The organism is Alcaligenes faecalis (genome assembly GCF_009497775.1).
In the GTDB taxonomy this organism is placed as follows: Bacteria; Pseudomonadota; Gammaproteobacteria; order Burkholderiales; family Burkholderiaceae_B; genus Alcaligenes; species Alcaligenes faecalis_D.
The window spans coordinates 3,162,830-3,189,134 of sequence record NZ_CP031012.1 but is presented as its reverse complement, the minus strand read 5'-3'; the positions used below and the strand labels follow the sequence as shown (position 1 = coordinate 3,189,134).

26 protein-coding genes and 2 rRNA genes are annotated in these 26,305 nt (G+C 56.1%); 15 read left to right on the top strand and 13 right to left on the bottom strand.

Going from position 1 to position 26,305, the window contains the following annotated elements; translation table 11 throughout:
* The first annotated feature begins 12 nt into the window (after window positions 1–12).
* The 3 genes from DUD43_RS14770 to DUD43_RS14760 all read left to right on the top strand — a co-directional run bounded on the left by DUD43_RS14770 (window position 13) and on the right by DUD43_RS14760 (window position 3,785).
* Window positions 13–2,896, top strand: a 23S ribosomal RNA gene (locus DUD43_RS14770).
* A gap of 180 nt (window positions 2,897–3,076) precedes the next feature.
* Window positions 3,077–3,189 (top strand): 5S ribosomal RNA (gene rrf, locus DUD43_RS14765).
* 230 nt (window positions 3,190–3,419) lie between these two features.
* Window positions 3,420–3,785: a DUF4870 family protein gene (locus DUD43_RS14760; RefSeq protein ID WP_153230868.1), complete on the top strand. Its 366-nt coding sequence runs from the start codon at window positions 3,420–3,422 to the stop codon at window positions 3,783–3,785.
* Window positions 3,786–3,964: 179 nt separating this feature from the next.
* Here the strand turns inward: DUD43_RS14760 and DUD43_RS14755 are convergent, their stop codons facing one another.
* From DUD43_RS14755 to DUD43_RS14745, 3 genes are all read right to left on the bottom strand, one after another.
* The gene (locus tag DUD43_RS14755) at window positions 3,965–4,543 is read right to left on the bottom strand and encodes a hypothetical protein (RefSeq protein WP_153230867.1); all 579 of its coding nucleotides are present in this window, start codon (window positions 4,541–4,543) and stop codon (window positions 3,965–3,967) included.
* A gap of 18 nt (window positions 4,544–4,561) precedes the next feature.
* Entirely contained in the window at window positions 4,562–6,007 is a 1,446-nt protein-coding gene (locus tag DUD43_RS14750) for a cryptochrome/photolyase family protein (protein WP_153230866.1), read from the bottom strand.
* A gap of 107 nt (window positions 6,008–6,114) precedes the next feature.
* Window positions 6,115–6,393, bottom strand: coding sequence for an SWIB/MDM2 domain-containing protein (locus DUD43_RS14745; protein WP_009459783.1), 279 nt, complete (start codon window positions 6,391–6,393; stop codon window positions 6,115–6,117).
* Between the two features lie 319 nt (window positions 6,394–6,712).
* Between DUD43_RS14745 and pyrC the strand changes: the two genes are divergently transcribed.
* Both pyrC and DUD43_RS14735 read left to right on the top strand, forming a co-directional pair.
* On the top strand, window positions 6,713–7,771 hold the full coding sequence (gene pyrC / locus DUD43_RS14740) for a dihydroorotase (RefSeq protein WP_153230865.1): 1,059 nt from the start codon (window positions 6,713–6,715) through the stop codon (window positions 7,769–7,771).
* Window positions 7,772–7,858: 87 nt separating this feature from the next.
* Window positions 7,859–8,659, top strand: a complete 801-nt coding sequence (locus tag DUD43_RS14735) for a hypothetical protein (RefSeq protein ID WP_228125811.1) — start codon at window positions 7,859–7,861, stop codon at window positions 8,657–8,659.
* A gap of 4 nt (window positions 8,660–8,663) precedes the next feature.
* Here the strand turns inward: DUD43_RS14735 and ruvB are convergent, their stop codons facing one another.
* Window positions 8,664–9,734 (bottom strand): Holliday junction branch migration DNA helicase RuvB, encoded by a 1,071-nt coding sequence (gene ruvB / locus DUD43_RS14730; protein ID WP_003803078.1) that lies wholly within the window; start codon window positions 9,732–9,734, stop codon window positions 8,664–8,666.
* 201 nt (window positions 9,735–9,935) lie between these two features.
* On the opposite strand from ruvB, the gene DUD43_RS14725 reads away from it, so the two are divergent.
* Window positions 9,936–10,895, top strand: a complete 960-nt coding sequence (locus DUD43_RS14725) for a threo-3-hydroxy-L-aspartate ammonia-lyase (RefSeq protein WP_153230864.1) — start codon at window positions 9,936–9,938, stop codon at window positions 10,893–10,895.
* 70 nt (window positions 10,896–10,965) lie between these two features.
* On the opposite strand, the gene ruvA is transcribed toward DUD43_RS14725, so the two are convergent.
* The 6 genes from ruvA to DUD43_RS14695 form a co-directional block, all read right to left on the bottom strand.
* Window positions 10,966–11,547 carry a Holliday junction branch migration protein RuvA gene (gene ruvA / locus DUD43_RS14720; protein WP_153230863.1) on the bottom strand — a complete coding sequence of 194 codons (582 nt, stop codon included), beginning with the start codon at window positions 11,545–11,547 and terminating at the stop codon, window positions 10,966–10,968.
* Between the two features lie 18 nt (window positions 11,548–11,565).
* Complete coding sequence (gene ruvC, locus DUD43_RS14715) at window positions 11,566–12,111, bottom strand: crossover junction endodeoxyribonuclease RuvC (RefSeq protein WP_003803085.1); 546 nt, start codon at window positions 12,109–12,111, stop codon at window positions 11,566–11,568.
* A 1-nt stretch (window position 12,112) separates the two neighbouring features.
* Window positions 12,113–13,705 carry a bifunctional phosphoribosylaminoimidazolecarboxamide formyltransferase/IMP cyclohydrolase gene (gene purH / locus DUD43_RS14710; protein ID WP_153230862.1) on the bottom strand — a complete coding sequence of 531 codons (1,593 nt, stop codon included), beginning with the start codon at window positions 13,703–13,705 and terminating at the stop codon, window positions 12,113–12,115.
* 26 nt (window positions 13,706–13,731) lie between these two features.
* Complete coding sequence (locus tag DUD43_RS14705) at window positions 13,732–13,971, bottom strand: helix-turn-helix domain-containing protein (protein ID WP_003803089.1); 240 nt, start codon at window positions 13,969–13,971, stop codon at window positions 13,732–13,734.
* 55 nt (window positions 13,972–14,026) lie between these two features.
* On the bottom strand, window positions 14,027–15,022 hold the full coding sequence (dusB, locus tag DUD43_RS14700) for a tRNA dihydrouridine synthase DusB (protein WP_153230861.1): 996 nt from the start codon (window positions 15,020–15,022) through the stop codon (window positions 14,027–14,029).
* A gap of 95 nt (window positions 15,023–15,117) precedes the next feature.
* The gene (locus tag DUD43_RS14695; RefSeq protein WP_153230860.1) at window positions 15,118–16,278 is read right to left on the bottom strand and encodes an FAD-dependent monooxygenase; all 1,161 of its coding nucleotides are present in this window, start codon (window positions 16,276–16,278) and stop codon (window positions 15,118–15,120) included.
* A gap of 125 nt (window positions 16,279–16,403) precedes the next feature.
* On the opposite strand from DUD43_RS14695, the gene DUD43_RS14690 reads away from it, so the two are divergent.
* The 4 genes from DUD43_RS14690 to DUD43_RS14675 all read left to right on the top strand — a co-directional run bounded on the left by DUD43_RS14690 (window position 16,404) and on the right by DUD43_RS14675 (window position 19,925).
* Window positions 16,404–16,853 carry a TM2 domain-containing protein gene (locus DUD43_RS14690; RefSeq protein WP_228125810.1) on the top strand — a complete coding sequence of 150 codons (450 nt, stop codon included), beginning with the start codon at window positions 16,404–16,406 and terminating at the stop codon, window positions 16,851–16,853.
* 340 nt (window positions 16,854–17,193) lie between these two features.
* Window positions 17,194–17,529: a hypothetical protein gene (locus DUD43_RS14685; RefSeq protein WP_003803097.1), complete on the top strand. Its 336-nt coding sequence runs from the start codon at window positions 17,194–17,196 to the stop codon at window positions 17,527–17,529.
* 30 nt (window positions 17,530–17,559) lie between these two features.
* Entirely contained in the window at window positions 17,560–18,414 is an 855-nt protein-coding gene (locus DUD43_RS14680) for a cytochrome c oxidase assembly protein (RefSeq protein WP_153230858.1), read from the top strand.
* A gap of 17 nt (window positions 18,415–18,431) precedes the next feature.
* The gene (locus DUD43_RS14675) at window positions 18,432–19,925 is read left to right on the top strand and encodes a M48 family metalloprotease (protein ID WP_153230857.1); all 1,494 of its coding nucleotides are present in this window, start codon (window positions 18,432–18,434) and stop codon (window positions 19,923–19,925) included.
* A gap of 28 nt (window positions 19,926–19,953) precedes the next feature.
* Here DUD43_RS14675 and DUD43_RS14670 read toward each other — a convergent pair whose 3' ends face one another.
* Complete coding sequence (locus tag DUD43_RS14670) at window positions 19,954–21,084, bottom strand: YheT family hydrolase (RefSeq protein WP_153230856.1); 1,131 nt, start codon at window positions 21,082–21,084, stop codon at window positions 19,954–19,956.
* Between the two features lie 66 nt (window positions 21,085–21,150).
* Window positions 21,151–21,363: a zinc-finger domain-containing protein gene (locus DUD43_RS14665; RefSeq protein ID WP_021446957.1), complete on the bottom strand. Its 213-nt coding sequence runs from the start codon at window positions 21,361–21,363 to the stop codon at window positions 21,151–21,153.
* Between the two features lie 285 nt (window positions 21,364–21,648).
* Between DUD43_RS14665 and DUD43_RS14660 the strand changes: the two genes are divergently transcribed.
* The 3 genes from DUD43_RS14660 to DUD43_RS14650 all read left to right on the top strand — a co-directional run bounded on the left by DUD43_RS14660 (window position 21,649) and on the right by DUD43_RS14650 (window position 24,164).
* On the top strand, window positions 21,649–22,335 hold the full coding sequence (locus tag DUD43_RS14660) for an AzlC family ABC transporter permease (protein ID WP_009460096.1): 687 nt from the start codon (window positions 21,649–21,651) through the stop codon (window positions 22,333–22,335).
* A complete protein-coding gene (locus tag DUD43_RS14655) occupies window positions 22,335–22,670 on the top strand; it encodes an AzlD domain-containing protein (protein WP_009460095.1) in 336 nt (111 codons plus the stop codon). Before DUD43_RS14660 ends, DUD43_RS14655 begins: the two co-directional genes overlap by 1 nt.
* Before the next feature lie 114 nt (window positions 22,671–22,784).
* Entirely contained in the window at window positions 22,785–24,164 is a 1,380-nt protein-coding gene (locus tag DUD43_RS14650) for a DEAD/DEAH box helicase (RefSeq protein WP_153230855.1), read from the top strand.
* On the opposite strand, the gene DUD43_RS14645 is transcribed toward DUD43_RS14650, so the two are convergent.
* Window positions 24,144–24,533 (bottom strand): thioredoxin family protein, encoded by a 390-nt coding sequence (locus DUD43_RS14645; protein WP_153230854.1) that lies wholly within the window; start codon window positions 24,531–24,533, stop codon window positions 24,144–24,146. The genes DUD43_RS14650 and DUD43_RS14645 overlap by 21 nt on opposite strands.
* Before the next feature lie 73 nt (window positions 24,534–24,606).
* On the opposite strand from DUD43_RS14645, the gene DUD43_RS14640 reads away from it, so the two are divergent.
* Window positions 24,607–25,425, top strand: a complete 819-nt coding sequence (locus DUD43_RS14640) for an EI24 domain-containing protein (RefSeq protein ID WP_153230853.1) — start codon at window positions 24,607–24,609, stop codon at window positions 25,423–25,425.
* Window positions 25,415–26,224 carry a competence/damage-inducible protein A gene (locus DUD43_RS14635; RefSeq protein WP_153230852.1) on the top strand — a complete coding sequence of 270 codons (810 nt, stop codon included), beginning with the start codon at window positions 25,415–25,417 and terminating at the stop codon, window positions 26,222–26,224. Before DUD43_RS14640 ends, DUD43_RS14635 begins: the two co-directional genes overlap by 11 nt.
* The last annotated feature ends 81 nt before the right edge of the window (window positions 26,225–26,305 follow it).

The following is a 26,305-nucleotide window of genomic DNA, read 5'->3' as shown; positions in this document are numbered from 1 at the left end:
CAAGCGTTATAGGATCAAGCGAATAAGTGCATATGATGGATGCCTTGGCGATCACAGGCGATGAAGGACGCGGTAGCCTGCGAAAAGCTACGGGGAGCTGGCAAACAAGCTTTGATCCGTAGATGTCCGAATGGGGAAACCCACCGTAGTAATACGGTATCCCATGCTGAATACATAGGCATGTGGAGGCGAACCGAGTGAACTGAACCATCTCAGTAACTCGAGGAAAAGAAATCAACCGAGATTCCGGAAGTAGTGGCGAGCGAAACCGGACCAGCCTGGATGTTTTAGCGTATTGAATAGTCGAATGGAATGGAAAGTCCAGCCGTAGCAGGTGATAGCCCTGTAGGCGAAATTCAGTACGTGGAACTAAGCATCGAACAAGTAGGGCGGGACACGTGAAATCCTGTCTGAATATGGGGGGACCATCCTCCAAGGCTAAATACTCGTGATCGACCGATAGTGAACCAGTACCGTGAGGGAAAGGCGAAAAGAACCCCGGAAGGGGAGTGAAATAGATCCTGAAATCGTATGCATACAAACAGTAGGAGCACCTTCGTGGTGTGACTGCGTACCTTTTGTATAATGGGTCAGCGACTTACATTCAGTGGCAAGCTTAACCGAATAGGGGAGGCGTAGCGAAAGCGAGTCCGAATAGGGCGATTCAGTCGCTGGGTGTAGACCCGAAACCAGGCGATCTATCCATGGCCAGGTTGAAGGCACGGTAACACGTGCTGGAGGACCGAACCCACTAATGTTGAAAAATTAGGGGATGAGCTGTGGATCGGAGTGAAAGGCTAAACAAGCCTGGAGATAGCTGGTTCTCTCCGAAAACTATTTAGGTAGTGCCTCGTATATTACTGCCGGGGGTAGAGCACTGTTATGGCTAGGGGGTCACAGCGACTTACCAACCCATGGCAAACTCCGAATACCGGCAAGTACAGTACGGGAGACAGAGCACCGGGTGCTAACGTCCGGACTCAAGAGGGAAACAACCCAGACCGCCAGCTAAGGTCCCTAACTATGGCTAAGTGGGAAACGAAGTGGGAAGGCATAGACAGTCAGGAGGTTGGCTTAGAAGCAGCCATCCTTTAAAGAAAGCGTAATAGCTCACTGATCGAGTCGTCCTGCGCGGAAGATGTAACGGGGCTAAGCCATAGACCGAAGCTGCGGATGTGTACTTTAGTACACATGGTAGGAGAGCGTTCCGTAAGCCTGTGAAGGTGTTCCGTGAGGAATGCTGGAGGTATCGGAAGTGAGAATGCTGACATGAGTAGCGATAAAGGGGGTGAAAAGCCCCCTCGCCGTAAGTCCAAGGTTTCCTGCGCAACGTTCATCGGCGCAGGGTGAGTCGGCCCCTAAGGCGAGGCAGAGATGCGTAGCTGATGGGAAGCGGGTTAATATTCCCGCACCGTCGTAGAGTGCGATGGGGGGACGGATTGCAGAATGTTATCGGGGTGTTGGATGTCCCCGTTGGCGCATCATAGAAGGCACTTAGGCAAATCCGGGTGCGTAATTCAAGGGTGTGACTGGATAGAGCTTCGGCTCTAAACTAACTGGAAGCAGTTCCAAGAAAAGCCTCTAAGCTTCAGCTCTACGAGACCGTACCGCAAACCGACACAGGTGGACGGGATGAATATTCCAAGGCGCTTGAGAGAACTCAGGAGAAGGAACTCGGCAAATTAATACCGTAACTTCGGGAGAAGGTATGCCTCATTAGTGTGATGTGCCTGCGCACAAAGCATGAAGAGGCCGCAGTGAATCGGTGGCTGCGACTGTTTACTAAAAACACAGCACTCTGCAAACACGAAAGTGGACGTATAGGGTGTGACGCCTGCCCGGTGCCGGAAGGTTAAGTGATGGGGTGCAAGCTCTTGATCGAAGCCCCGGTAAACGGCGGCCGTAACTATAACGGTCCTAAGGTAGCGAAATTCCTTGTCGGGTAAGTTCCGACCTGCACGAATGGCGTAACGATGGCCACACTGTCTCCTCCTGAGACTCAGCGAAGTTGACATGGTTGTGATGATGCAATCTCCCCGCGGCTAGACGGAAAGACCCCATGAACCTTTACTGTAGCTTTGCATTGGATTGTGAACCGGCCTGTGTAGGATAGGTGGGAGACGTTGAAGCGTGGTCGCCAGATCGCGTGGAGTCATCCTTGAAATACCACCCTGGTCTGTTTGCGGTTCTAACCTAGGTCCCTTATCGGGATCGGGGACCGTGCATGGTGGGCAGTTTGACTGGGGCGGTCTCCTCCTAAAGTGTAACGGAGGAGTTCGAAGGTACGCTAGAGACGGTCGGAAATCGTCTTGATAGTGCAATGGCATAAGCGTGCTTGACTGTGAGACTGACAAGTCGAACAGGTACGAAAGTAGGACATAGTGATCCGGTGGTTCTGTATGGAAGGGCCATCGCTCAACGGATAAAAGGTACTCTGGGGATAACAGGCTGATACCGCCCAAGAGTTCATATCGACGGCGGTGTTTGGCACCTCGATGTCGGCTCATCTCATCCTGGGGCTGTAGCCGGTCCCAAGGGTATGGCTGTTCGCCATTTAAAGAGGTACGTGAGCTGGGTTTAAAACGTCGTGAGACAGTTTGGTCCCTATCTGCCGTGGGCGTTGGATATTTGACGGAGCCTGCTCCTAGTACGAGAGGACCGGAGTGGACGTACCACTGGTGTATCGGTTGTCATGCCAATGGCATTGCCGAGTAGCTACGTACGGAAGAGATAACCGCTGAAGGCATCTAAGCGGGAAACTCGTCTGAAGATTAGATATCCCGGAGGCTTGACCTCCCTGTAGGGTCGTCCGAGACCAGGACGTTGATAGGCTGGGTGTGGAAGTGCAGTAATGCATGTAGCTAACCAGTACTAATTGCCCGTGTGGCTTGATCCTATAACCCTTGAGGTTGTAGTGAGTTAAGTTGTTGACCACAGAACGTAATATTGAAGTGCAGCGCAACCCGCGCTCGACACCTTCGTAACCGCTGCTAGCTGATCCGTACTGATCGCTAGCGGTGTGCTTCTTCCAATTGGCTGGGGCGTCCCTTAAAAGACGACTCGGCAACCAGTTACGCTTGACGACCATAGCGAGGTGGTCCCACACCTTCCCATCCCGAACAGGATTGTGAAACGCCTTTGCGCCGATGATAGTGGACGGACGTCTGTGAAAGTAGGTCATCGTCAAGCTCTTATTCCTCAAAACCCCCGCAAGCTAAACGCTTGCGGGGGTTTTGTTTTATGGGTCGCTCACGCACAGGCCTGCTGCACGCCTTGATGGCATCATAGAAGAGGCGTTTCATACGCCGTTTCTTTTATCTGTATGGTAGTAGCTCTGCCACTGTCATACGGTTAATGCCCAAAGTATGGGTAAAATAGTTCGGTATAGTTATTGTTAATGCTTGTTTCAGGAGAACCGAATGAATCAGCCCATTAGCCCCGAGCTTGAACCAGGCTTGTCGCTGCGCAAGATTACGCACATCTGCTATGGCTTGTTTTCTTTGGCTATGATCAGTGCAGGTATCTTCGGTGCTGCAGCTGTGGCAGCTGTGATTCTGGCCTACGTCAAACGCGGCGATGCATCGGGCACTATTTATGCCAGCCATCTGGATTGGGTTATCAAGACTTTCTGGTGGGGACTTTTGTGGGTAGTATTGAGCGCTTTGCTGACAACCATCTTTATTGGTTGGGTAACCGCTCTGGTAGCCTTGGTGTGGATCATTCACCGTTTGATTAAAGGCTGGTTGGCCTTGGCGGGTGGTCAGGCTCTGGGCCACGACTACTAAGTCGAACCCATCTTGGAAGTGTTCTGGCGTAGCCCGGAAAGAAATATTCAAAAGGTGCTCATCTGAGCACCTTTTTTTATTTGGTTCTGTTTGTTCGGATTGGCTAGCATCTGCTTGGCCATGTACGCTGGCCTAGCTCTTTGGCCGGCGCTTGCAGCGTACCTCTGCTGATGAAAGCCTCAAGGCGCCAGCAAGTGGATCTGCTCGATATGCATATGGTGAAGACACTCACGCAGCAATAGCAGGTAAATACCCAGGTTTTGATTGTTGACCAGCTGATGGATATTTTCCAAAGAGCCCGCGTTGATCATTTTCAGACTGACTGCCCCTTGGCTGGCTGCTGCATACAGGGTGAACAGATCATCAATCATGTCCCGATTCAGGATGTGCTGCTCGCTGCCCTGGGCTTCCGTGAGCCAGGCGCTAAGCTCTTCAGCAAACTCCCCAGCGGCAAACACCATGAACTGACGCAGATCCAGGCTGGCTGGCATGATGGCGTCTTCAACAACTTCGATAGCATGCTCCAGTTGCGCTGCGCGTGAGCTGGAGTCCGCGAAACAGCTGGCTAAAAGCTGTACCCCACTTAGTTCTGGGAAGTGCTCGGTATGTACAGGGACACCTTTATGAGCCAGGCTGATTTCAGCGTGATCGGAGCTGAAATCAAGAACAGCCACTTGTGCTTGAGGATGAGCGGCTTGGAGGTTTTGCAGCAATACCGGGGTACTGGCTGGAGGTGGTGGTCTGGAGCTGTCTGACATAAATATCCTTGAGGTATTTCAATCCGTTTGCCCTTGCTCTCCTGCTTGCTTGAATAGCGTCAAAGCAAGATGCCGTTGTGTGTCGTGATCCACGATGGGGGCCGGGTAGTCTTGTCCCAGCCTGAATTCGATAGGAAGCTGCTTGGCTTGCCAGGGCGCATGCACAGCCTGCTTGTCCAAGGACGCCAGCTCAGGGACATAGCGTCGTATGAATTGTCCCTCTGGATCAAATTTACGCGATTGGGTGATGGGATTAAAGATGCGAAAGTAAGGCTGTGCATCACATCCGGTAGAAGCAGCCCATTGCCAGCCTCCCACATTGGAGGCTATATCGTAATCAAGCAGCTTCTGGGCGAAATATTGCTCACCCCAACGCCAGTCTATCAGCAAGTCTTTCACCAGAAAGGAGGCGCTGATCATGCGTAGCCGGTTGTGCATATAGCCGGACTGGTTCAGCTGACGCATGGCGGCATCAACAATTGGATAGCCGGTCTGGCCGTCTTTCCAGGCTTGAAACCAGTCTTCGCGATTAGGGAAGGGCAGATCCTTGTAGGCGGGCTTGAAGCTTTCTGTGGCCGTCTCAGGGTGGTGCCACAGGAACTGCTGGTAGAACTCTCGCCAGATCAGTTCGCTAAGCCATGTCGCCGCGCCCTCGGAGTCGCTGGGCCAAGCCTGAGATACCGCCTGGCGGATAGATAGCGTCCCAAAGCGCAGATGGGGTGCCAGATAGGATACGCCTCGTTTGGCCGGGAAGTCCCGGCGTTCCTGATAAGCGTGGATTCTGGGTTCGAATTGTTCCAGCAGAGTCTGGGCACCTTGCCAACCGGCAGGGTTCAGCAGTTTTGTGCGGGACTCTTCCTGAAAGCCCAATTCGTCCAAACTAGGTAAAGCTTGCTCGGGCAGCGAAGCCCATTGTCCTTGCGAGCAGTCATAGGCCTGGACATCCGCAGATTGGATACGTGCCAGCCAATTCCGCTTGTAGGGCGTAAAAACCGTATAGGGCTGCTTTTGTTGCGTCAGGATTTCATCTCGCGCAAAGATCACCTGGTCCTTGAATAGTTGCAGCTCCACGCCTTGTGCAGACAAGGCATGGCTGACAGCCTGATCCCGAGTGATGGCCGCAGGCTCGTAGTCCTCGTTCGTATAGACGGTTTTTGCATTCAGGCTGATCGCCAGCTCTGGAATTTTCTGTACAGGATCCCCGTAAACCGTGATCAGTTCGCTGCCATACTGGCGCAACTGTTCCTGAACCTGCAGCAGGCTGTCGTGGATAAAGGCCAGTCTTACATCCTCGGCAGGCAAGGATTGCAGGATGGTGCTGTCAAAGACAAACACACAGGCCACGGGCAAACCGCTTTTCAAGGCATGGTGCAGGGCGGCATGATCGTGCAGGCGCAGATCGCGGCGCAGCCAGCACAGGACACGTGGGGTTTGATCAGGTGGGGCAGGGAATGAAATCGGCATGAAGATGGGAAAACAGCGGGCTTGATGCCGCCAAATGAAAAAAGGGCCGCGGCTGAAAGCTCAGCGACGCGGCCCGATATTGCCTGAGGTGCCTGGGCACCCCATGCTTATTTCAGGTGAGCGCTGACCAGTTTGGTCAGTTCAAACATGGAGACCTGATCCTTGCCGAACAAGGGGCGCAGCTTGGCGTCGGCATTGATGTTGCGACGGTTCTTGGGATCCTGAAGATCGTGTTTCTTGATGTATTCCCAGATTTTCTTCGTAACTTCAGTACGCGGCAGCGCGCCAGAGCCAATCACCGCAGCCAGTGTTGGGCTAGGAGTGAGTGGTTTCATGAAGGCTGCATTGGGTTTGCGGGTAGCAGGCTTTTTTTCAGTGCTGGCCATGAACGGAACTCCTGAGAAACGAGTTGAAGGGGCGGGTTATGCGCTAGGGCACGACTTGTCTGTCAGCATACCGTGATACTCCCTATACGTCCAAGCCCTTTGTGAGTCGGAGCTTTGCCGGTCTGTAAGCAATTTTTCCAGTGTTTACAGGCTGCTGCAACGCACTATGGATTTGGGCTCGGGATTCCTGTGTCAATCATGCGCAGCACAGGTAGCTGTAGCATAATGATGGATTCGGCCTGCTGAAAGGCAATTGTGGCACCTGTTGCTTTATTGACGGTTCAAAGCGCGGGGCCTTTGTTTGATATTGAGTAAAGATATGAGCCCTACTGTGGATACCCTGGTCATTCGTCGTCCTGATGATTGGCATTTGCACCTGCGCGATGGCGCTGTGTTGGAATCGGTCTTGGGCCATACCGCGGCACAATTTGACCGGGCTATCGTCATGCCCAACCTGACTCCGCCCGTTACCGCAACCGCGCAGGCTCTGGCCTACCGCGAGCGTATCCTGAATGCCTTGGCCAAAACCGAGTACGTCGGCAAGTTTGAGCCTTTGATGACCTTGTACCTGACTGATAATACCCAGCCAGAGGAAATTGTTCGCGCCAAGGAAAGCGGCTTTGTGCATGGGGTGAAGCTGTATCCTGCTGGTGCCACCACAAACTCCGACGCGGGCGTGACAGATTTGCTGAAGAACTGCTCCAAGGTGCTGGCCCAGATGCAGGAATCGGGCATGCCTTTGCTGATGCACGGTGAGGTCACGGACCCCAGCATCGATCTGTTCGACCGTGAAGCCGTATTTATCGAGCGTGTGATGATTCCCATGCGCAAGGCTTTCCCCGAGCTGAAAGTGGTGTTTGAGCACTTGACCACGGCAGAGGGCGCCGCTTACGTGAGCCAGGCCGAAGGCCCGGTTGCTGCAACCATCACCGCCCATCACTTGCTCTACAACCGTAATGCCCTGTTCCAGGGCGGCTTGCAGCCACATTGGTACTGTTTGCCCGTCTTGAAGCGCGAGAAGCACCGCCAGGCTCTGGTGGATGCGGCAACCAGCGACAGCAATCGTTTCTTCCTGGGTACAGACAGTGCACCGCACTCGCGTAGCCGCAAAGAGCAAAGCTGTGGCTGTGCAGGCTGTTATACCGCGCTGCACGCGATGGAACTGTACGCCTCGGCTTTTGACAAGGCTGGCCGTCTGGACCGTCTGGAAGCCTTTGCCAGCCTGAATGGCCCCGCCTTCTACGGTTTGCCGGTCAATGAAGGAACAATGACGCTGCAACGCAGTCAGTTCACCATTCCCGAGTCCGTGGAAATGGCTGGTGAGCCATTGATTCCTCTGGCTGCCGGTCAAGCTCTGGACTGGAGTGTGGTGAGCTAAGGATGAAAGAAGCAGCCCGGTTCCAGCGTCTTTACTAGCGCGGAGCCGGGCAGCTCTTGATACCTGGTTTCACTGCGAGATACCGTCGTGGAAACTGCTTTTCTTGATGTGGCGTGGTCTGCTTTGGCAGTCCGCATGGCCGCCACCGCTTTGGTTGTGGTTCTGGTTTCGTGGTCAGTGGGTGCATTTGGCCCATTGATTGGTGGTGCTTTGGCGGGTTTACCCATGGTATTGGGCCCCGGCTTTTATTTTCTGTCTCAGCAGTTTCCTGCTGATTATGTGCAGCAGGCGGCAACTTATGCCGTGTATTCGCTTAGTGCGACTCAGCTGTTTTTGCTGCTCATCATTCTTTGTGCTCCCACCTTGTCGCCCTGGCGCACCTTGTTGTGTGCGGTAGCTGGTTGGGCGGTGGCTGCCTTGCTCCTGTCCTTTATGCCCGTGCAGCCTGTGCTGGGGCTAGCCTTGTTTATCGCCGTGACGGCGTTCAGCTTGCGTGTGTCGCGCCGTCTGGCTGGCATGAAAGGAAGCAGCAAAGCGAAAGCAGGCTGGGGTTTGCTGATATTCAGAGGGGCTTTGGCAGGACTTCTGGTCGCTATCGTGACCACCAGCAGTTCTTTGCTGGGGCCGAGCCTGTCCGGGCTGATTATGGCTTTCCCCATTGGCTATACCGTGGTGGCGGTGACTATTCACCAAACCTTGGGTGCGGCCAGCTTGGTAGCGACCTTGCGTTCAGCGTTGTGGGGGACGGGCAGTCTGGCTGGGTTCTGCACCACGTTGGCGCTGACCTTCACGCATTTGCAGTGGCTGACAGCCTTGCTGCTGGCTGCCGCCGTGTCGATTGCGATTACCTTGTTATTGGTGTTTCGCCCCTGGGCTCGCCGGGGCTAAGCACTTATTCTGCGTCGAACAGATCCTGACCCTGTGTGTTGCGTGGAGGCGTTAGCCCCAGGTGACGCCAGGTGTTCAGGGTAGCAATGCGGCCCCTAGGTGTGCGTTGCAAAAAGCCGTGCTGGATCAGATAGGGCTCGATCACATCTTCGATTGTGTCGCGTTCTTCGCCAATAGCTGCGGCCAAGCTGTCTACCCCTACTGGGCCACCGTCGAATTTATGCACGATGGCTTCCAGCAATTTTCTGTCCATCAAATCCAGGCCTTGCGGGTCCACTTCCAGCATGGACAGGGCGGCTTGTGCACACTCGGTATGGATGATGCCGCCGGTTTTGACTTCAGCGTAGTCGCGCACTCGGCGCAGGAGCCGGTTGGCAATACGTGGTGTGCCGCGTGAACGACGGGCAATTTCGTAAGTGCCTTCGTCCGTTGTGCTGACATTCAGTAGCCCGGCACTGCGCGCCACGATATGCGTCAGGTCTTTGACGTCATAGAACTCCAGACGGGACACAATGCCAAAGCGGTCGCGCAAGGGGTTGGTCAGCATGCCGGCGCGAGTAGTGGCACCGACCAGGGTAAAGGGCTGCAAATCCAGTTTGACGCTGCGGGCGGCCGGGCCTTCGCCAATCAGGATGTCAATTTGAAAATCCTCCAGCGCTGGATACAGAATTTCTTCGACGACGGGTGACAAGCGATGAATTTCGTCAATAAACAGAACGTCGTTAGGTTCCAGATTTGTCAGCAAGGCGGCCAGATCACCGGGACGCTCCAGCACGGGGCCGGAGGTCTGGCGCAGGTTCACCCCCATCTCATGGGCAATGATGTGAGCCAGGGTGGTTTTACCCAAACCGGGCGGGCCAAACAGCAAGACGTGGTCCAGCGCTTCCTGGCGTTGGCGAGCAGCCGCAATAAAGATTTCCAGCTGTTCACGCGCCCGGGCTTGCCCGACATAGTCCTCCAGCATCTTGGGTCGCAAGGCGCGTTCGATGGACTCTTCGTTGGGTGACAAGGGTTTGGGCGTAATGATGCGCTGTTCAGAAGGCAGGCTGGAGAGCGAATCGGAGTGTATGGCCATGATGACTACGCTGATTGAATATACAGTATGGTACACCAAGCACTAGCCGCCTGAGTACCAAGGCGCATGGCCGTGTGCATGGAATGCCTGGGCAAATCGTTCGTCCTGTGCCACCCGGCTAGTTTTGTGCGGGCAGGTCTAGGCTGCTTCGCATGGCACCGCGCATAATGTGGGCTGGAGTTTTCAATCGAGATTTTAGCCATGTCCCTGGAATTACCTGATTTTGCTGATGTTGTAGCCGCCGCTGAACGCTTGGCGCCTGTGGCACACCGCACACCGGTCTTGACCTCCGCAACCTTGAACGAGCGCCTGAATGGCGAAGTCTACTTCAAGTGCGAGAACTTTCAGCGTATTGGTGCTTTCAAGTTTCGTGGTGGCTTCAATGCGCTGGCGCGCTTGAACGAGCAGCAGAAAAAAGCAGGCGTCGTGGCTTTTTCCTCCGGCAATCATGCGCAAGCGGTGGCCTTGTCGGCCAAGCTCTTGGGTATCCCGGCCACCATCATCATGAACTCGGATGCTCCGGTTGCCAAACTGGCGGCAACGCGCGGCTATGGTGCCAAAGTGGTCGAGTACGATCGTCTGACTCAGGATCGTGCACAGATTGCGCAGGAGCTGGTGGATCGTGAAGGGCTGACCTTGATTCCTCCCTTTGCACATCCCGATGTGATTGCGGGGCAGGGGACGGCAGCCCTGGAGTTGCTTCAGGAAGTGCCGGACTTGCAGCAGTTCTACGTTCCATTAGGCGGCGGTGGCTTGCTGTCGGGTTGCTTGCTGGCCGCCAAGGCCATGGCACCGGCTTGTGAAGTCTTTGGTGTGGAGCCGCAGGCTGGGGATGATGCCCAGCAGTCCTTGCGCAGCGGGGAGATCGTCAAGATTGCACCGCCTGCATCGATCGCTGATGGTGCGCTGACCCAAGCTTTGGCACCCATGACGTTTGAGCTGATTCGCAGCATGGTGACGGATATTTTGACGGTGCCTGATACCGAGCTGGTTCAGGCCATGCGTTTCTTTGCGGAACGCATGAAGATGGTGGTGGAGCCTACTGGTTGTCTGGGTGCCGCTGCGGTAATGCGTCAGGGTGACTTGCAAGGCCGCAAGGTTGGCGTGCTGATCAGTGGCGGGAACGTGGATGTATCTGCCTTGGGGCGCCTGCTTGCTTGATGAGTGGAATAGTAAAAAAGCCGGGCCGTTCGTATGAACGGCCCGGCTTTTTATTCATTGCAGCGTCGTATCAAGCGCGTGACAGCGACTTCAATGCCTGCTTGATGCCTTCTGACACATCAATATCATCCGGCAAGGCTTTGACAGCAATACTGGCTTCCTTGTTGGAGTAGCCCAAGGCTTCCAAAGCGTGCAGTACATCATCACGGCTATTGGGAACCGCGCTGACTGTGCCGCCGCTACCCAGGTCTGCGCCCAGCTTGCCACGCAGTTCCAGCAAAAGACGTTCGGCGGTTTTCTTGCCTATGCCAGGAATCTTCACCAGACGGGAAGTCTCCTGGCGGGTAATCGCATCGGCCAGTTCTTCAGCGCTCATGCCCGAGAGCAAGGACAGGGCTGTGCGGGCACCAATGCCCGTGACTTTGATCAGTGCTTTGAAGGTGCTGCGCTCGTTCAGGCTGGAAAAGCCAAACAGCACGTGAGCATCTTCACGAATAGCCAGATGGGTGAACAGATTGACCTGTGCGCCAAGTTCCGGCATTTGGTAGAGCGTACTCATGGGTACATCGATTTCATAACCAACCCCACCTACATCCACACAGATGGTAGGTGGTTGTTTTTCGATCAAGGTACCCCGGATGCGACCTATCATGACGTTCCTTCTGGAGAGTTAGCCCAAGATCCGGCCAGCGCGAATGCGACGGCGCGGCCCGGTGGTGATGGCTCCGCTTTTTTGCAGGCCGCCCACCACACTGCTGTGATGAGCATGGCTGATGGCGCAGGCCAGGGCATCGGCCGAGTCCGGCGCAGGCAGGCCGTTCAGCTGCAAGAGCCGCTGGACCATCAACTGGATTTGTTCTTTGGCAGCGTGACCGCTGCCGGTGACGGTTTTCTTGATCTGCAAAGCCGTGTATTCATGTACATCCAGCCCACCTACGGCCAGCGCGCACAAGGCGGCGCCCCGTGCTTGCCCCAGCAAAAGGGTAGAGGCAGGGTTGCTGTTTACAAAGACTTTTTCGATGGCAGAGGTATCGGGCTTGCTTTGCTCAATCACTTCCGTGATGTGAGTCAGAATCAGCTTTAGCCGCTCTGCCAGAGGCAGATCAGGCGGGACCACAATGGTCCCGCTAGCCACATAGCGCAAGCTGGGCCCCTGGGCGTCGATCACTCCGAAACCAGTGCGACGCAAGCCAGGGTCTATGCCCAGGATTCGCATATTAGTGACGGAAGTGGCGTGTGCCGGTCAGGACCATGGCAATTCCACGCTCGTTGGCGGCGGCAATGACTTCGTCATCACGCACGCTGCCGCCGGGTTGAATCACGCAGGTGGCGCCCGCTTCGGCAACCACATCCAGACCATCGCGGAAGGGGAAGAAAGCGTCGGACGCGACCGCCGAACCTTGCAGGGTCAAGCCAGCGTTTTCTGCTTTGATGGAGGCGATACGGGCAGAGTCCACACGGCTCATCTGGCCAGCGCCTACGCCCAGTGTCATACCTTGGCCGCAGAACACGATCGCGTTGGATTTCACGTACTTGGCGACGTTCCAGGCAAACAGCATGTCTTGCATTTGCTGGGCAGTAGGTTGGACTTGCGTCACAACCTTGAAGCCTTCGGTGTTGTCGCGGAACGTGTCGGGCGTTTGCACCAACCAGCCACCACCGACACGCTTGACGTCAAACGCGTTGTGAGCCTGACCGGGCTGAATGCTCAGTACGCGCACGTTCTTTTTCGCGGCAAACACGTCCAGAGCACCTTGGGTGTAGGAAGGTGCCAGCAGCACTTCCACAAACTGGCTGCTGATCGCCTGGGCAGCGGCTTCGTCCACTTCGCGGTTAAAGGCAATGATGCCGCCAAAGGCTGAAGTTGGATCGGTTTGGAATGCTTTGCGGTAGGACTCTTCGGCAGTTTCGCCCAGGGCTACACCGCAAGGATTGGCGTGCTTGACGATGACGCAAGCGCCTGCATCAAAGCTGCGTACACATTCCCAGGCGGCATCGGCGTCAGCAATATTGTTGTAGGACAGTTCCTTGCCCTGCAATTGCTTGTAGCGACCCAGCAGACCTTCGCCAATGGTGCCGTCTGTGTAGAAAGCCGCGCTTTGGTGTGGATTCTCGCCGTAGCGCAGGGTCTGTTCCTGTTTGAGCTGAATGGTCAGCACATTAGGCCAGGTGTTCACTTCGGGGGCGCTGTCCTGGGCTGGCTCGGCTTGAGCCAGGCTAGTCAGGTAAGCCGCAATGGCACCGTCGTAAGCGGCGGTGTGGGCGTAGACCTTGGCAGCCAGTTCCAGACGCAGGCCGTAAGAAGGGTGACCGGCTGGGCCATCCATATCAGCCAGTACGCGTTCGTAATCGACAGGGTCAATGACGACACAGGCGCCGCCTTCAGGCGTGCCGTGGTTTTTGGCAGCAGCGCGCAACATGGCGGGGCCACCAATATCAATGTTCTCTACCGCATCGGCAAAGGTGCAACCAGGCTTGGCAATGGTTTCACGGAAAGGGTAGAGGTTGACGACCAGCAGATCGATACGGTCAATACCGTGCTCTTCCAGAGTCTTCAAGTGTTCGGCGCTGTCGCGACGGGCCAGCAGGCCACCGTGAATTTTTGGATGCAGTGTTTTGACACGGCCATCCAGAATTTCAGGCGAGCCGGTGTGCTGGGCCACTTCGGTGACGCTCAGGCCAGCCTGGGCCAGCAGCTTGGCAGTGCCGCCAGTGGATAAAAGCCGCACTCCGCGTTGGGCGAGTGCTTGGGCAAATTCGACAATACCGGTTTTGTCGGAGACAGAGAGAAGAGCTGTCTGGATTTTCATGGAAGGTGAGACGTGAGAGTTAGGAATCAGGGTTGCAGATTGTGGGCGCTGAGCTTCTTGCGCAAGGTACTACGCGTGATGCCCAGCATTTCTGCGGCCTTGGATTGGTTGCCCGCGGATTTCTCCAGGGCAACTTGCAGGACAGGCCGTTCCACGCAGGAGATGACCATCGACAACAGATCGCGTGGCTCGGATTCGCCCAGATCGGCGAAGTAGCGTTCGAGGCGTTCACGTACGGACTGTTCTAGTGGGTTGGTCGTTGACATTTTTTTCTGAAGGTATACGTAGTACTTAAATACAAAAGAGCCACACAGCTGTCTTTTATTGCAGGTAGGGCTGGTCCAGTTCGCATTCTTGAAACCAGTGAGTAATGGCTTCTAACTGATCTGCACAGTTTTCGATACGATTAATCTGATCCAGCCAGTGTCGGGAGTCCGGCATATCCGACAGATACCAGCCTATATGCTTGCGGGCAGTACGTACTCCAGTGTGCTGCCCGTAGAAAGCGTAGTGGTCTTGCAGGTGTTCGATCATGCAATCGCGCAGCTCGCCAAAGGTGGGGGCTGCCCGATGTTCGCCATGTTCGAGGTAATGCAGGATTTCCCGGAAAATCCAGGGTCGCCCTTGCGCGGCTCGACCGATCATGACGGCATCCGCTCCGGTGTACTCTAGTACGAATTTTGCCTTTTCGGGACTATCGATATCCCCATTGGCGATGACCGGAATAGAGAGGCTGTTTTTGACTTCGCGTATGGTGTCGTATTCGGCGTGGCCCTGGTAGAAGTCGCAGCGGGTGCGGCCATGCAGGGTCAAAGCGGCGATGCCGATATCCTCGGCCAAGCGGGCAATACGAACAGCATTGCGCGATTGCGCATCCCAGCCGGTGCGGGTCTTGAGTGTAACCGGAACCTGGTAGGGAGTACATGCCTTGACAACGTGTTCAAGGATTTCAATGATGCGTGGCTCGTCACGCAAGAGGGCGGAACCCGAGGCCACGTTACAGACTTTTTTGGCCGGGCAACCCATATTGATATCAATGATGCGAGCGCCTTTGCTGATATTGAACACGGCGGCTTCGGCCATCATTTCAGGGTCGGAACCGGCAATCTGGACAGCGACCGGATCCGCTTCACCTTCGTGATTCAGACGTCGTGCTGTTTTCACACTGTCCCACAAGCGCTTGTTGCTGGCGGCCATTTCCGAGACGGCATAACCGGCGCCCAGCGTCTTGCACAGACGACGGTAAGGTCTGTCTGTTACTCCAGCCATGGGGGCAATGAAAATAGGGTTAGGAAGGGTCCAGGGGCCGATACGCATGGGGAAGATTTTAACCCTGCGACACGGGTTCGTGGGCAAGGACTTACAAGAAGAAAAGGGCAGGCCCCGCATCGGAGCCTGTATGGCAGGTGGGCTTAGGCGCGCATCCCTTGCAGCAATTGCCGGGCAAATGGCTGACGGGCGAAGGGCAGGGTGTCCATGGCCAACAGCCCCAGACCACATGCATGCTGTATCAGTGGGTTTTTGGTGGCAAACAGACGCGGCAAGGTGTCGGTGATGGCGGCGGTCAACCAGCGATCCGGACGACGTAGACGTGCGTAACGTGCCAAAAATGGATCGGGGTTCTGGCTGCAATCGGCTTGCCAGGCGGCCAGGCACTGTGACAATTGTGCGACATCACGCAAGCCCAGGTTCAGACCCTGGCCGGCAACCGGGTGCAAGGTCTGGGCGGCATTGCCTACTGCCAGCAGGCGCTCGGACAAGCGGCTGGGGCCAGCATGAAAGGCAAGCGGGAAGATGTGGCGCTTGGAGACCAGCTCCAGATGCCCCAGACGCTCGCCAAAGGCTTGCAGCATGGCGGCCTGAAACTCTTCGACAGGCAGCTCGGACAAGGATTGGCTACGTTCCGGGCTATTGCACCAGACGATGGCGTACAAGTCGGGAGCATCGGGGTGGGGCAGGGCCGCAAAGGGGCCGTGTTCGGTAAAGCGTTCGTACGCCCAGCCGGTTTGAGGCTGGCTGGCACGCACAGTGGTCAATAGGGCATGTTGTCCGTAATCGCGTCGCACTCCGGTAGGACGAACACCATCACACTGCACGGCAATCAAGGCCGTGGCCTGACCGGCATCGTGGTCGACCAGAATCTGTTTGGGGGCGGAGTGGGTGCGGGCTTCCTGAGCGGGCAGCATCGTGACGCCGCTGTCCCGGAGCCGGGCATGCAAGGCCCAGAGCAAATCATCGTAATGAACTACAGCGCCCAGATCGGGTACGCCCAGCTCGTCGGCCTGAATCAGGCAGCGGCCCAGACGTCCTTTTTGGGAAACATGCACGGTGCGCATCAGAGCGGCACGCTCGGGCCAGGCTTTGAGTTGATTCAGAATCAGACGACGGCTGCCGTGATTCAGGGCCAGGGTGCGCGGATCGCCCTGAGCATGTTCGGTGCTGGCCAGATTGAAGTTTTTCCCCAGAACGGCAATGCGTGACGGGCTTGGGTGCTGGGCAGCCAGCATTAGCGCCAAAGATGCGCCTACGGGACCGGCGCCACAAATGGCGATGTCGTAGTCGGTGGCATTCATGGGGACCTCATGACGGCAAGGAAGTAATTCAGGTATTGTACGGGAAGGTGGCTGTCAAATTGGCTTTAAGCAAATGACAGCTGTGCGCAATGGCTGGCAGCACAAGCCCGGATTGGATGCCCTGCATGTCTCAGCAGACTTTGTCATTTGAACAGACCAAACCTTTTCGCCATAAAGTCACCGCCGCGTGGCTGTCTCTTCTATTAGGCGTGGTGGGTGCACACCACCGCTATCTGGGCAGACGTTTTTGGTATGTCCCTTTGGTGTTTACCGGCCTGGCCATTCTGGGAACGCTGGTGTTGCATCAGGGCCTGGATTCGCTGTTCCCCAATTTGCTGATCCTGCCAGTCAGTGCCGGGATTATCGAGGCGGTTATTCTGGCCCTGCGCAGCCCGGAAAAATTTGATGCCCTCTACAACCCGCAAAGCGATCAGCATAATCAGCATGGCTGGCCCAGTGTGTTGACGGCGGTGGTGTCTACGGTGGCCTTTGCCAATATCAGCCTGTTCTGGCTGGTGCACATCATCATGGCCTTTTATCGCTACATGGGCTGGCTGGATCTGTCTGTGTATTAAACACATCAAGTGCCTTGTAAAGTAAAGGTTTTTCACAGGCCCGCCCTTGTGGCGAGGCCTTGCGCACGTTACAATACGGGTTCTTTGGTTTTATAGGAGCTGTGTGGTGAATCCCGACCCCGGCGACAGTGCTAGTCGATCTATGTTCGACCTATCTATGTCCAGGCGCGTTCAGGCCCGCTGATTCCTTCACAGCTTGCCGCGTCCTGGAAGTTTCAGGGCGTGGTGTCTCAGGCGGCTGTTCTGCTGCCTTAAATTCCCCGCCATTTCATTCTCTAGAAAGCCTTTGGTTTTCCGAATCCTGATGTGTTGCAACTTTAATGTGCAATAGGGGGAATGTATGCGTATTTTTGATCTCTTTTTGCGCCGTGCCGGCATCCAGGCTTCTGCCCTGCGTGCTCGTGCCCCTTTGTCCGTCTCCCGTTTGACGGTTGTCTGCCCTCGTGGCGATCTGGCCCAGATCCGGCGTCGTATTTACTCGGACCTGAATACGGCGGGCATCCGCGTGGCCAATGTGCAGGTAGACCATTCCGATACGCACGATACCGCGTGCGTGACCTTGACCTGCCCGCCTGAGCTGCGTGCAGAACTGATGCAGCGTGCACGGCTGATTCGGGATTATCCCGGTGTGCTGAATGTGAAGTGGGCAGGACGGGAGCGTATTGCTATAAACTAAACCGCAACTGGATTTGCGGATGGCGCTGCTATGTCCTTGCTCGACTGGCTGACACCTTGGGAGTTTTCTCCTGTTCTGCTTTTGACCTTCTTGCTGGTCATTGCTTTGTACGTCCGGGGGCGGCAAGTACACCGCCCCAATCTCTTGCGCCAGTCCTTCTTCTGGATTGGCCTGATTCTCCTCTACCTTTCCTTGCACACGCGCCTGGACTATTACGCCGAGCGCATGTTCTTCATCCATCGGGCCCAGCATTTGATCCTGCATCATCTGGGCCCCTTGTTCCTGATGGGTGCCTATCCCGGTCAAACCTTGCGTGCGGGTCTGCCTTCAAGCTGGCGACGGGCTTTGGCGCAATGGTTGCGCCGCCCTAGTGGCCGACGTGTTCAGGCTGTTCTGACCAACCCGATACTGGTCGCCTTTCTATTTGTTTTCCTGGTCCTGATCTGGATGCTGCCCACGGTGCAGTTCTATTCCATGCTGGACTGGCGTCTGTACTGTTTGATGAACTGGTCTGTGGTTATCAGCGGAATCATGTACTGGAACCTGATTCTGGATCGTCGGCCTTCGCCACCGGCCAGGCTGTCGGTGGGTGGGCGTATACTTTCGCCGGTTATTACCATGGTGCCGCAGATGATTGTGGGCGCCATCATCACGTTTACCGAATACGACCTTTATCCGATTTTCGATTTATGTGGTCGTGCCATTCCGGGTATGGATGCGCTGGCTGATCAGGTCATGGGTGGCCTGATTATGTGGGTGCTGGCCGGTCTGGTGGAAGTGTTTGGCCTTTTGTATGCCTTGGGCACCTTGATGCGCTTGTCAGCGCGTCACCGTTTGCCAGAATCTCGCAAGCGAACAAGCGCTATGATGGTCAGGGCCAATTGATTTTGTCGGGAGTACCCATGCAGTTTAAACCCGCCCGTTCCGCGCTTTCTTTATGTCTGGCCTTGTCGCTGGCTTTCGGTTCAGTGCTGCCTGTACAGGCGCAGCCTATGGGCATTCCTTCCATGGGGGCGGCCTCGGGTGCTGAGCTGTCTCCCGCTTTGGAACGGACGTTGGGCAATGCCATCATGGAGCAGGGCAGGCGCTCGCCCGAATATGTGTCGGACCCGGATATCAATCAGTATCTGACAGATATGGGCCGCAAGCTGGCCCAGTACGGTCCCGCCATGGCGCAGCCCGTGACGGTATTTGCCTTGCGCGATAGCAGCATCAACGCCTTCGCCTTGCCTGGTGGTTATATCGGTATTCATAGTGGTCTGTTTACGGCTTCGCAGTCCGAGTCCGAACTGGCCTCGGTGCTGGCGCACGAAATTGCTCACGTGGCGCAACGTCACGTTGCTCGCGGTATTACTCAAAGTGCACAAAGCAACCATTTGCTGATTGCCGCCCTGGCCGGTGCCTTGTTGGGCGCCTTGGCAGGCAGTGGTGATCTGGCGATGGGGGCGGCGGCCTTCGGGCAAGCGGCGGCGGTGGACCGTCAGCTGGGCTTTTCGCGTCAGGCTGAGCAGGAAGCTGACCGTGTTGGTTTCGAGATGCTGCTCAAGGCAGGTTATGAACCACAAGGCATGGTGCAGATGTTTCAGCGTCTGGCTGCGGCTTCGCGCCTGAATGAGCGTGCGACAGCCAATGAGTACGCCAGCACTCACCCCATGTCCCAGCAGCGTGAGTCGGACATCAGTAACCGGGTGCGCGGTCTGCCGGCCAGCAATTATCAGGACACACCCTCGTTCTGGTATATCCGTGCGAAGTTAATGGTGATGCAGGCCGGGGGCGGCCAGTCCTTGCGCGTTCTGGAGCAGGCGCTGCAAAGTACGAACCAGTCGCAAAGTGATCTGGAGCGCTCGGCGGCGCAGTACGGTCTGGCCTATATTGCGCAAGGCCGTCAGGATTATGAGCAGGCTCGTGTGCATCTGACTGAAGCGCGAGGGCAGGGCAAGTTCCAGGCCCCTGAACTGGATACCCTGGATATACGCATTGCGATTGCCGATCGGGATGTGCAAGGTGCCTTGAATCTGGCCAAGCAGGCCTGGCAGCGTTGGCCCAAGAGCCAGGGGGTTGCCCTGGCGTATGTGCAGGTCTTGCAGCAATTGGGGCAAAACGATCAGGCGCAGGCTTTCTTGATGGAACGCATCAAGCAATGGCCTGATGAACCTCAGTTGCATCAGCTGCTGGCACAAACCTATGATCGTTTGGGTGATGGGGTGAAAGCCCGACGCGCCATGGCGGAATACTATGAATTAGTCGGGGCTTTGCCTACCGCTGTGGAGCAATTGCAGCAGGCCCGTAATCTGACTCAGGACTTCTATCAGCAATCCGAACTGGATACGCAGATTCGTCAATTGCGCGAACGTGTAGAAAGTGAGCGTGTCTTGCTGGAGCGTTTCCGCTCCTGATGAGCCCGCAGGCCCGCTTTAGCCAATCTTAGCTATTGGTTTCAAAGAAGCGGGCCAGCCGCGCGGGTAACCAACCCATATTGCCGGGAATGCTGCCCGTAATGAAACCTACGTGCCCGCCTTCGGCAGGTTGGTGCAGCAGGATGGAGTCCGAGCAATCCTGAATCGTGGGCAAACTGTCGTGCGGCACGAAAGGATCATTGCGGGCATTCAAGACCAGCGTAGGAACTTTGATATTGCGTAGCAAGGGCTTGCTGGACGCGCGCGTCCAGTAATCCAGCGCATGGCTGAAACCGTGCATGGGCGCGGTATAGATATCGTCGAAGTCGCGTATGGTGCGAGCCTGATTCAAGCGGGCTGTATCGACCATGCCTGGAAAGCGATGAGCCTTGTCCTGCAGCTTGCTGCGCATGCTTTTCAGAAAGTAGGGCGAGTAAAACCAGCGGCCCATGCGGGACTCGGACAGGTAACGACCACAAGCGACCAGATCCAGCGGGACCGAAATGGAGGCGCATGCCTGCAACCAGGAAACCTCGTCACCCGCTTCACCCACATATTTGAGCATGGCATTGCCGCCCAGTGAGGTGCCGGCTGCGTGCCAGCGCACATTGGGCAGATGGCCTCGAACCGTATTTAGGATAAAGCTGATTTCTTCCGAGTCGCCCGAGTAATAGGCGCGCGCCATGCGATTCGGGAAGCCCGAACAACCCCGGAAATGGGCGACCACCACAATCCAGCCGCGAGCGCGGAAGTACTGCGCGATTGCCTGGATGTAATGGCTGCGGCTGCTGCCTTCCAGTCCGTGAAACAGAACCAGAGCATGGGTATCGGCCGAGCTGGGCAGGCTGTCCCAATCCTGGGGCTGCATCCAGCGGCGGGCGGCGGTGCGGGAGAGATGGGCGTCGGGTTGGGCGGTGGCGCCGTTGGCCAGCTTGTCGGCAAACAGGCCCGGCCCGGTCCAGTCCAGATCCAGGAAGTCGCCATCGGGGGTATCGATCCTTTGACGGACAAAGGCGATATGGTGATGGCGGGCAAAAAATGCCCCGTGAATGGTCTGTATGTGTCCGCCAGGCAGCCAGGCGGGCAGGGGGCAGGCGCTGGAATCCAGACGGGCAACCACGTCGGTGTGACGCCAGGGTTGCGCGTCTGCTCCGGGCACGAGGCCCGGCTCTATCGCATTGCCAGAGGGGGGAGCAGTGGGGTCCAACGAAGCCAGATTCAGAAATTAATGACCGTGAACCTTCTCGCCTTCTTTCAGGCGGTAGCGGGCACCACAGTAAGGACAAGCGGCTTCGCCTGTTTTGCTGATATCGATATACACGCGGGGGTGCATGTTCCACAGCGTGCCACCTGGACGGGGGCAGTGCACGGGCAGATCGTCGGCTCCGACCATAATCAGTTCGTGATCTGCTTTTTTAGGTTCGATAGCGGCGCTCATAAGGTTCCTGATAACAATGAGAGGGGTAAGAATACCGTGCACGCAACGGCGGTGCCGAACTTTACGTGCGTAGACTAGCGATTGTAGCAAGACCCGGCCTGTTTTTTCTTGACCTTATTAAGGGAGCAAGATGTTCGTGTCCTGGTTTTGCTTCTAGAATAAGAAAAATCATAAGCAAAGCTGCCACCGCTGTTTACAGCTAGCGGGCAGCACATCTCAGGAGACGGCGTGTCAGCCATCACAAGATTATCGGCCTTGTTGCCCAGTGCACAGGATCGTGTGCACATGCGCGCCGGTTTCATCGACTTTATTCCCGCCTTGATTGCCACTGTGGTCTGGGGTTTTGTGACGGGCGTGGCCATGGTCAAGTCCGGCTTGAGCGGGTTTGAAGCCACCTTGATGACCTTGTTTGTGTATGCGGGCTCGGCCCAGCTGACGGCCTTGCCGCTGATCGAGTCTCACGCGCCCCTGTGGCTGATTTTCACCGCCGGTTTTATCGTCAATATCCGCTTCATTATTTTTGGAGCGGCCTTGCAGCCTTTTTTCCGTCATCTGAGCTGGAAAAAGCGCCTGGGTCTGGGCTATATCACCAGTGACATGGTGTTTGTGCTGTTCATGTCCAAGTATGGCGACTCCAAAGAGCGCGGCTCGCGCGAGCATCTCTGGTATTACCTGGGCATTATCCTGCCTGGCTGGTTGAGCTGGCAGATTGCCTCCTTGTCGGGCATTGTGCTCAGTGCCTATGTGCCCCCTTCCTGGTCGCTGGAGTTTGCGGCCATTCTGGCCTTGTTGGCGCTCTTGATTCCCCTGGTCAACAACCGCGCCATGTGGGCCTGTTTGATTACGGCCAGCGTGATTGCGTGGGTCGGACAGGCGCTGCCCCTGCGTTTGGGACTGGTGGCAGCCGTGCTTGGCGGAGTGCTGGCTGGCGTGGCGGCAGAACAACTGCAACGGCATAGGGATGCACGGTGATGAGCGATTGGCAGTATGATTGGTACGTTTTGGGTGCAATCGCCCTGTTGGTGTTGTGCAGCTTGCTCACCCGCTCAGGCTATTTCATGTTTGGTGATTTGCTGCCCCTGACCGAACGTATGCGGCGCGCCTTGCGCTTTGCTCCGGTAGCTGCTCTGGCAGCAATCATTATCCCGGAACTTTTGCCTTGGGCTTACGGCGACACCCCCCGATTGGATATTAAAGCTCTGGCCAGCCTGGTGGCTGTGCTGGTGTTCATCCGTACCCGTAACGCTGTTTGGGTAATCGTGGCCGGGATGGTGGCGTTCTGGCTGATACGTGCCGTGATGCCATAAAATCCTGACGCGAGTACTTACACGCCCGTGACTGCTGTTGAGGCAGGCGGGCTTAAGTTAAAATAGGATTGTTACAAATGCTTGCCACTCGTGGCAAGCCGACTTTTTGCGTACATGACAGATAAAACTCCTTCGACCCCCAATGACCTTACGTTTGCTGATTTCGGTCTGCACCCTGGAATATTAAGCGCCGTTACCGAGGCGGGATATTCCAAGCCTACGCCTATTCAGGCCGAGGCGATTCCCGTGGTGCTGGCCGGCCGTGATGTCATGGGGGCAGCCCAGACGGGTACAGGTAAGACGGCTGCCTTTTCCTTGCCTATCCTGAATCGTCTGATGGCACACGCCACGACCAGCGCTTCGCCTGCCCGCCACCCGGTGCGGGCTTTGGTGTTGACGCCAACCCGCGAGCTGGCTGACCAGGTGGCTGAGAGCATTGCGCTCTACAGCAAATCGGTCCCCTTGCGCTCGACAGTGGTGTTCGGTGGTGTGGATATTGGTCCGCAAAAAGAAGCCCTGCGCCGTGGTGTTGAAATTGTCATCGCCACCCCAGGCCGTCTGCTCGATCACATCGATCAGCGCACGATCAATTTAAGTCAGGTCAGCATTCTGGTGCTGGACGAAGCTGACCGCATGCTGGATATGGGCTTCCTGCCCGATCTGGACCGTATTGTTTCCTTGTTGCCCAAGAGTCGCCAGGGCCTGTTGTTCTCGGCAACGTTCAGCAAGGAGATTCGCAAGCTGGCCCGCAACTTCCTGAATGATCCGGTCGAGATTGAAGTGGCTGCCCGCAACGCCACCGCATCGACAGTCACCCAGGTTGTGTACCCCATGTCAGCTGACGAGAAGCGTCGTGCTGTCGCGCATCTGATCAAGACCAAGAAGCTGACCCAGACCATCGTCTTTTCCAATACCAAGATAGGCGCCGGTCAACTGGCACGCTATCTGGAACGTGAAGGCATCAAGGCGGAATCCATCCACGGCAATAAAAGCCAGCTGGAACGCATGAAAGTGCTGGACGCTTTCAAGAGCGGTACTGTGGATGTTCTGGTCGCTACCGATGTGGCCGCTCGTGGTCTGGACGTGGCCGGCATGCCTTGCGTGATCAACGTGGACCTGCCGTACAACGCTGAAGACTATGTGCACCGTATTGGTCGTACTGGCCGTGCGGGTGCCTCGGGTGAAGCCATTGCTCTGATGGCTCCCGATGAAGAGCATTTGCTGCAAGAAATTGAAAAGCTGATTGGCACGGCGGTGCCACGTCTGAAGCTGGATCTGCCAGCTGCTGCTTCTTCCTCGTCCCGTTCCGGCTCCAACCGTCACGAGCGTGGTGAGCGTCGTTCGTATCAGTCGAACACGCCGCCCGTGGACGAGTTTTTCCTCAAGCCTTACGAGCCATCTACCGCTGCTGCGCCCAAGCCAGCGGTAACGACTCCTTCCAATGCAACGCGCAAGCGTTCGGTGGGTGTTCTTTTAGGCGGCGGCCGCTACTAAGGCGCGCAAATCCCCCGGCCCGGCATCAAGCACCGGGCTGCGTTCTGAGATGCTATGCACCAGACGCTCCAGATGTTCGATATGAGGCAGCATGGGACCGTAGAAAACGGTCCCATTTTCGTTCTGGATCAGCAGCGTGGGGAAATCTTCAATATCTTCATCGCCCACTAGCTCGGGCTGCTCTTCAATATCAATCCAGATCAGGCAGGCCTGGGGAAACTGTGTGGCCAAAGCCTCAAAAGCGGGCTGATACTGCTGACAGGTTTTGCACCATTCGGCACAGAAACAGGCAATCAACAAAGCATCGGGTTCGGCTTGCAGGTGGGCCGCCAGAGCGGGTAGATCGTGTTGGGCGTTGAACAAGGCCATAATTTCATACAGACAAAAAGAAGCGACTGTGTCTATGATACTCGGGTAATTGATTTTGCTTAGCAGGAGCTGTATGTCCGTATCTTCGTCTGCCCCCTCGCGATCGGGTCCTGCTGGCGGATGGGCCAGCATTTCCATCGCCTTCAAGCGTTCCCTGGTGTCACAATTTCAGCCTCGCATGCTGGTGGCCCTGGTCATGCCTTTCCTGATCATGTTTGTGGGCCTGATTTTGCTGAGCTGGCTCTTGTGGACGCCCATTCAGAACTGGCTGCTGGAACTGCTGGGCGGCTGGAATGCCTTTGAGTCCGTCGATCAGTGGCTGGTTGGCCTGGGCCTGTTCTCGCTGAAAGTGTATCTGGCACCTCTGCTGGCTTTGGGCATTTTGTTGCCTCTGGCCGGTGTACTGGGCCTGATTATTGCCGCTGTGCTGGTCATGCCTTTGGTTCTGGGCCACTTGCAGCAGAAAGATTATCCCGATCTGATCAAGCAAGGCCACAATGCCACCGTCTATAGCGTCTGGAACGCCGTGTGGGTGGGAACCTTGTTCGTGGTGGGGTGGCTGGTGACCTTGCCTTTATGGATTTTCCCTCCTTTTGCCCTGATTCTGCCTGTGCTGTGGTGGGTGTTTGCTCTGACACGCATGTTGCGGGTGGATTCCCTGGTCGAACACGCCAATGTGCCGGAGCGTAAATATCTCTGGTCCCGTCTGAATAGTCAGTACTGGTTGATCGGTCTGATCTTTGCCCTCCTGAATCTGATTCCACCGGCCTGGCTGGTCTTGCCTGTGTTCTCGGCTCTGGTATTTGCCCACTTCTCTTTGGAAAACCTCCGTCGCCTGCGCCAGCACGAGGCAGCTGCGGCTTCTACTCCGCTTATTGACCATGACAACTAAGGATCAAGCCATTATTCGTCTGATTATCATTGGTGACGAAATCCTGTCGGGACGTCGCTACGATAAACATTTTTCAAAACTGATCGAGCTGCTGGGAGCCAGAGGCTTGCAACTGGGGGGCGCACAGATTATCCCTGATGATCTGGACACGATTGCCGCCACCCTGGAGCGCAGTTTTGCGACGCCGGATATTGTGTTTTGCTGTGGTGGGATTGGCGCGACACCGGATGACCAAACCCGTCAGGCGGCGGCCAAGGCCTTGGGTGTGGCACTGAAACTGCATCCCGAGGCAGCGGCCTTGATTACCGAGCGCTGTGCTGAAAATGAGCGCAATGGCGTGGGTAGTGCCGATATGTCCTTGCCCGAGAACCAGCAGCGCCTGCAGATGGGCGTGTTCCCGGACGGTGCGGAAATCGTGCCCAATGTCTACAACAAGATTCCCGGTTTTTTCATTCGCAACCACACGTTCATGCCGGGCTTTCCTGTGATGGCCTGGCCCATGATGGAGTGGACGCTGGATACGCGTTATCGGGAACTGCATCATCTGGCCCACCGGGTCGAGCATTCTTTCCTGGCGTTCAACTTGCCAGAGTCGCGCATTACGCCGGCTATGGAGCATGTGGAGTTGAACTGGCCGGGCGTGAAAGCCTTTAGTTTGCCCAGTGTTGGCGAGTCGGGCGGCCAGCCGCATATTGATCTGGGCGTTAAAGGGGAGCCAGAACCGGCGGCAGAGGCCTTGGCTTATTTGCGCCAGCAGGTGCTGGATCTGGGGGGGAGCTTGAGCCCTGCGCTAAAATAGCTCTTGCCAAGCGCGCGGCCATTTCATATTATGGAATTTGTTGCGTTGCATCATAATTCTCCTAATAATGACAACAAATTC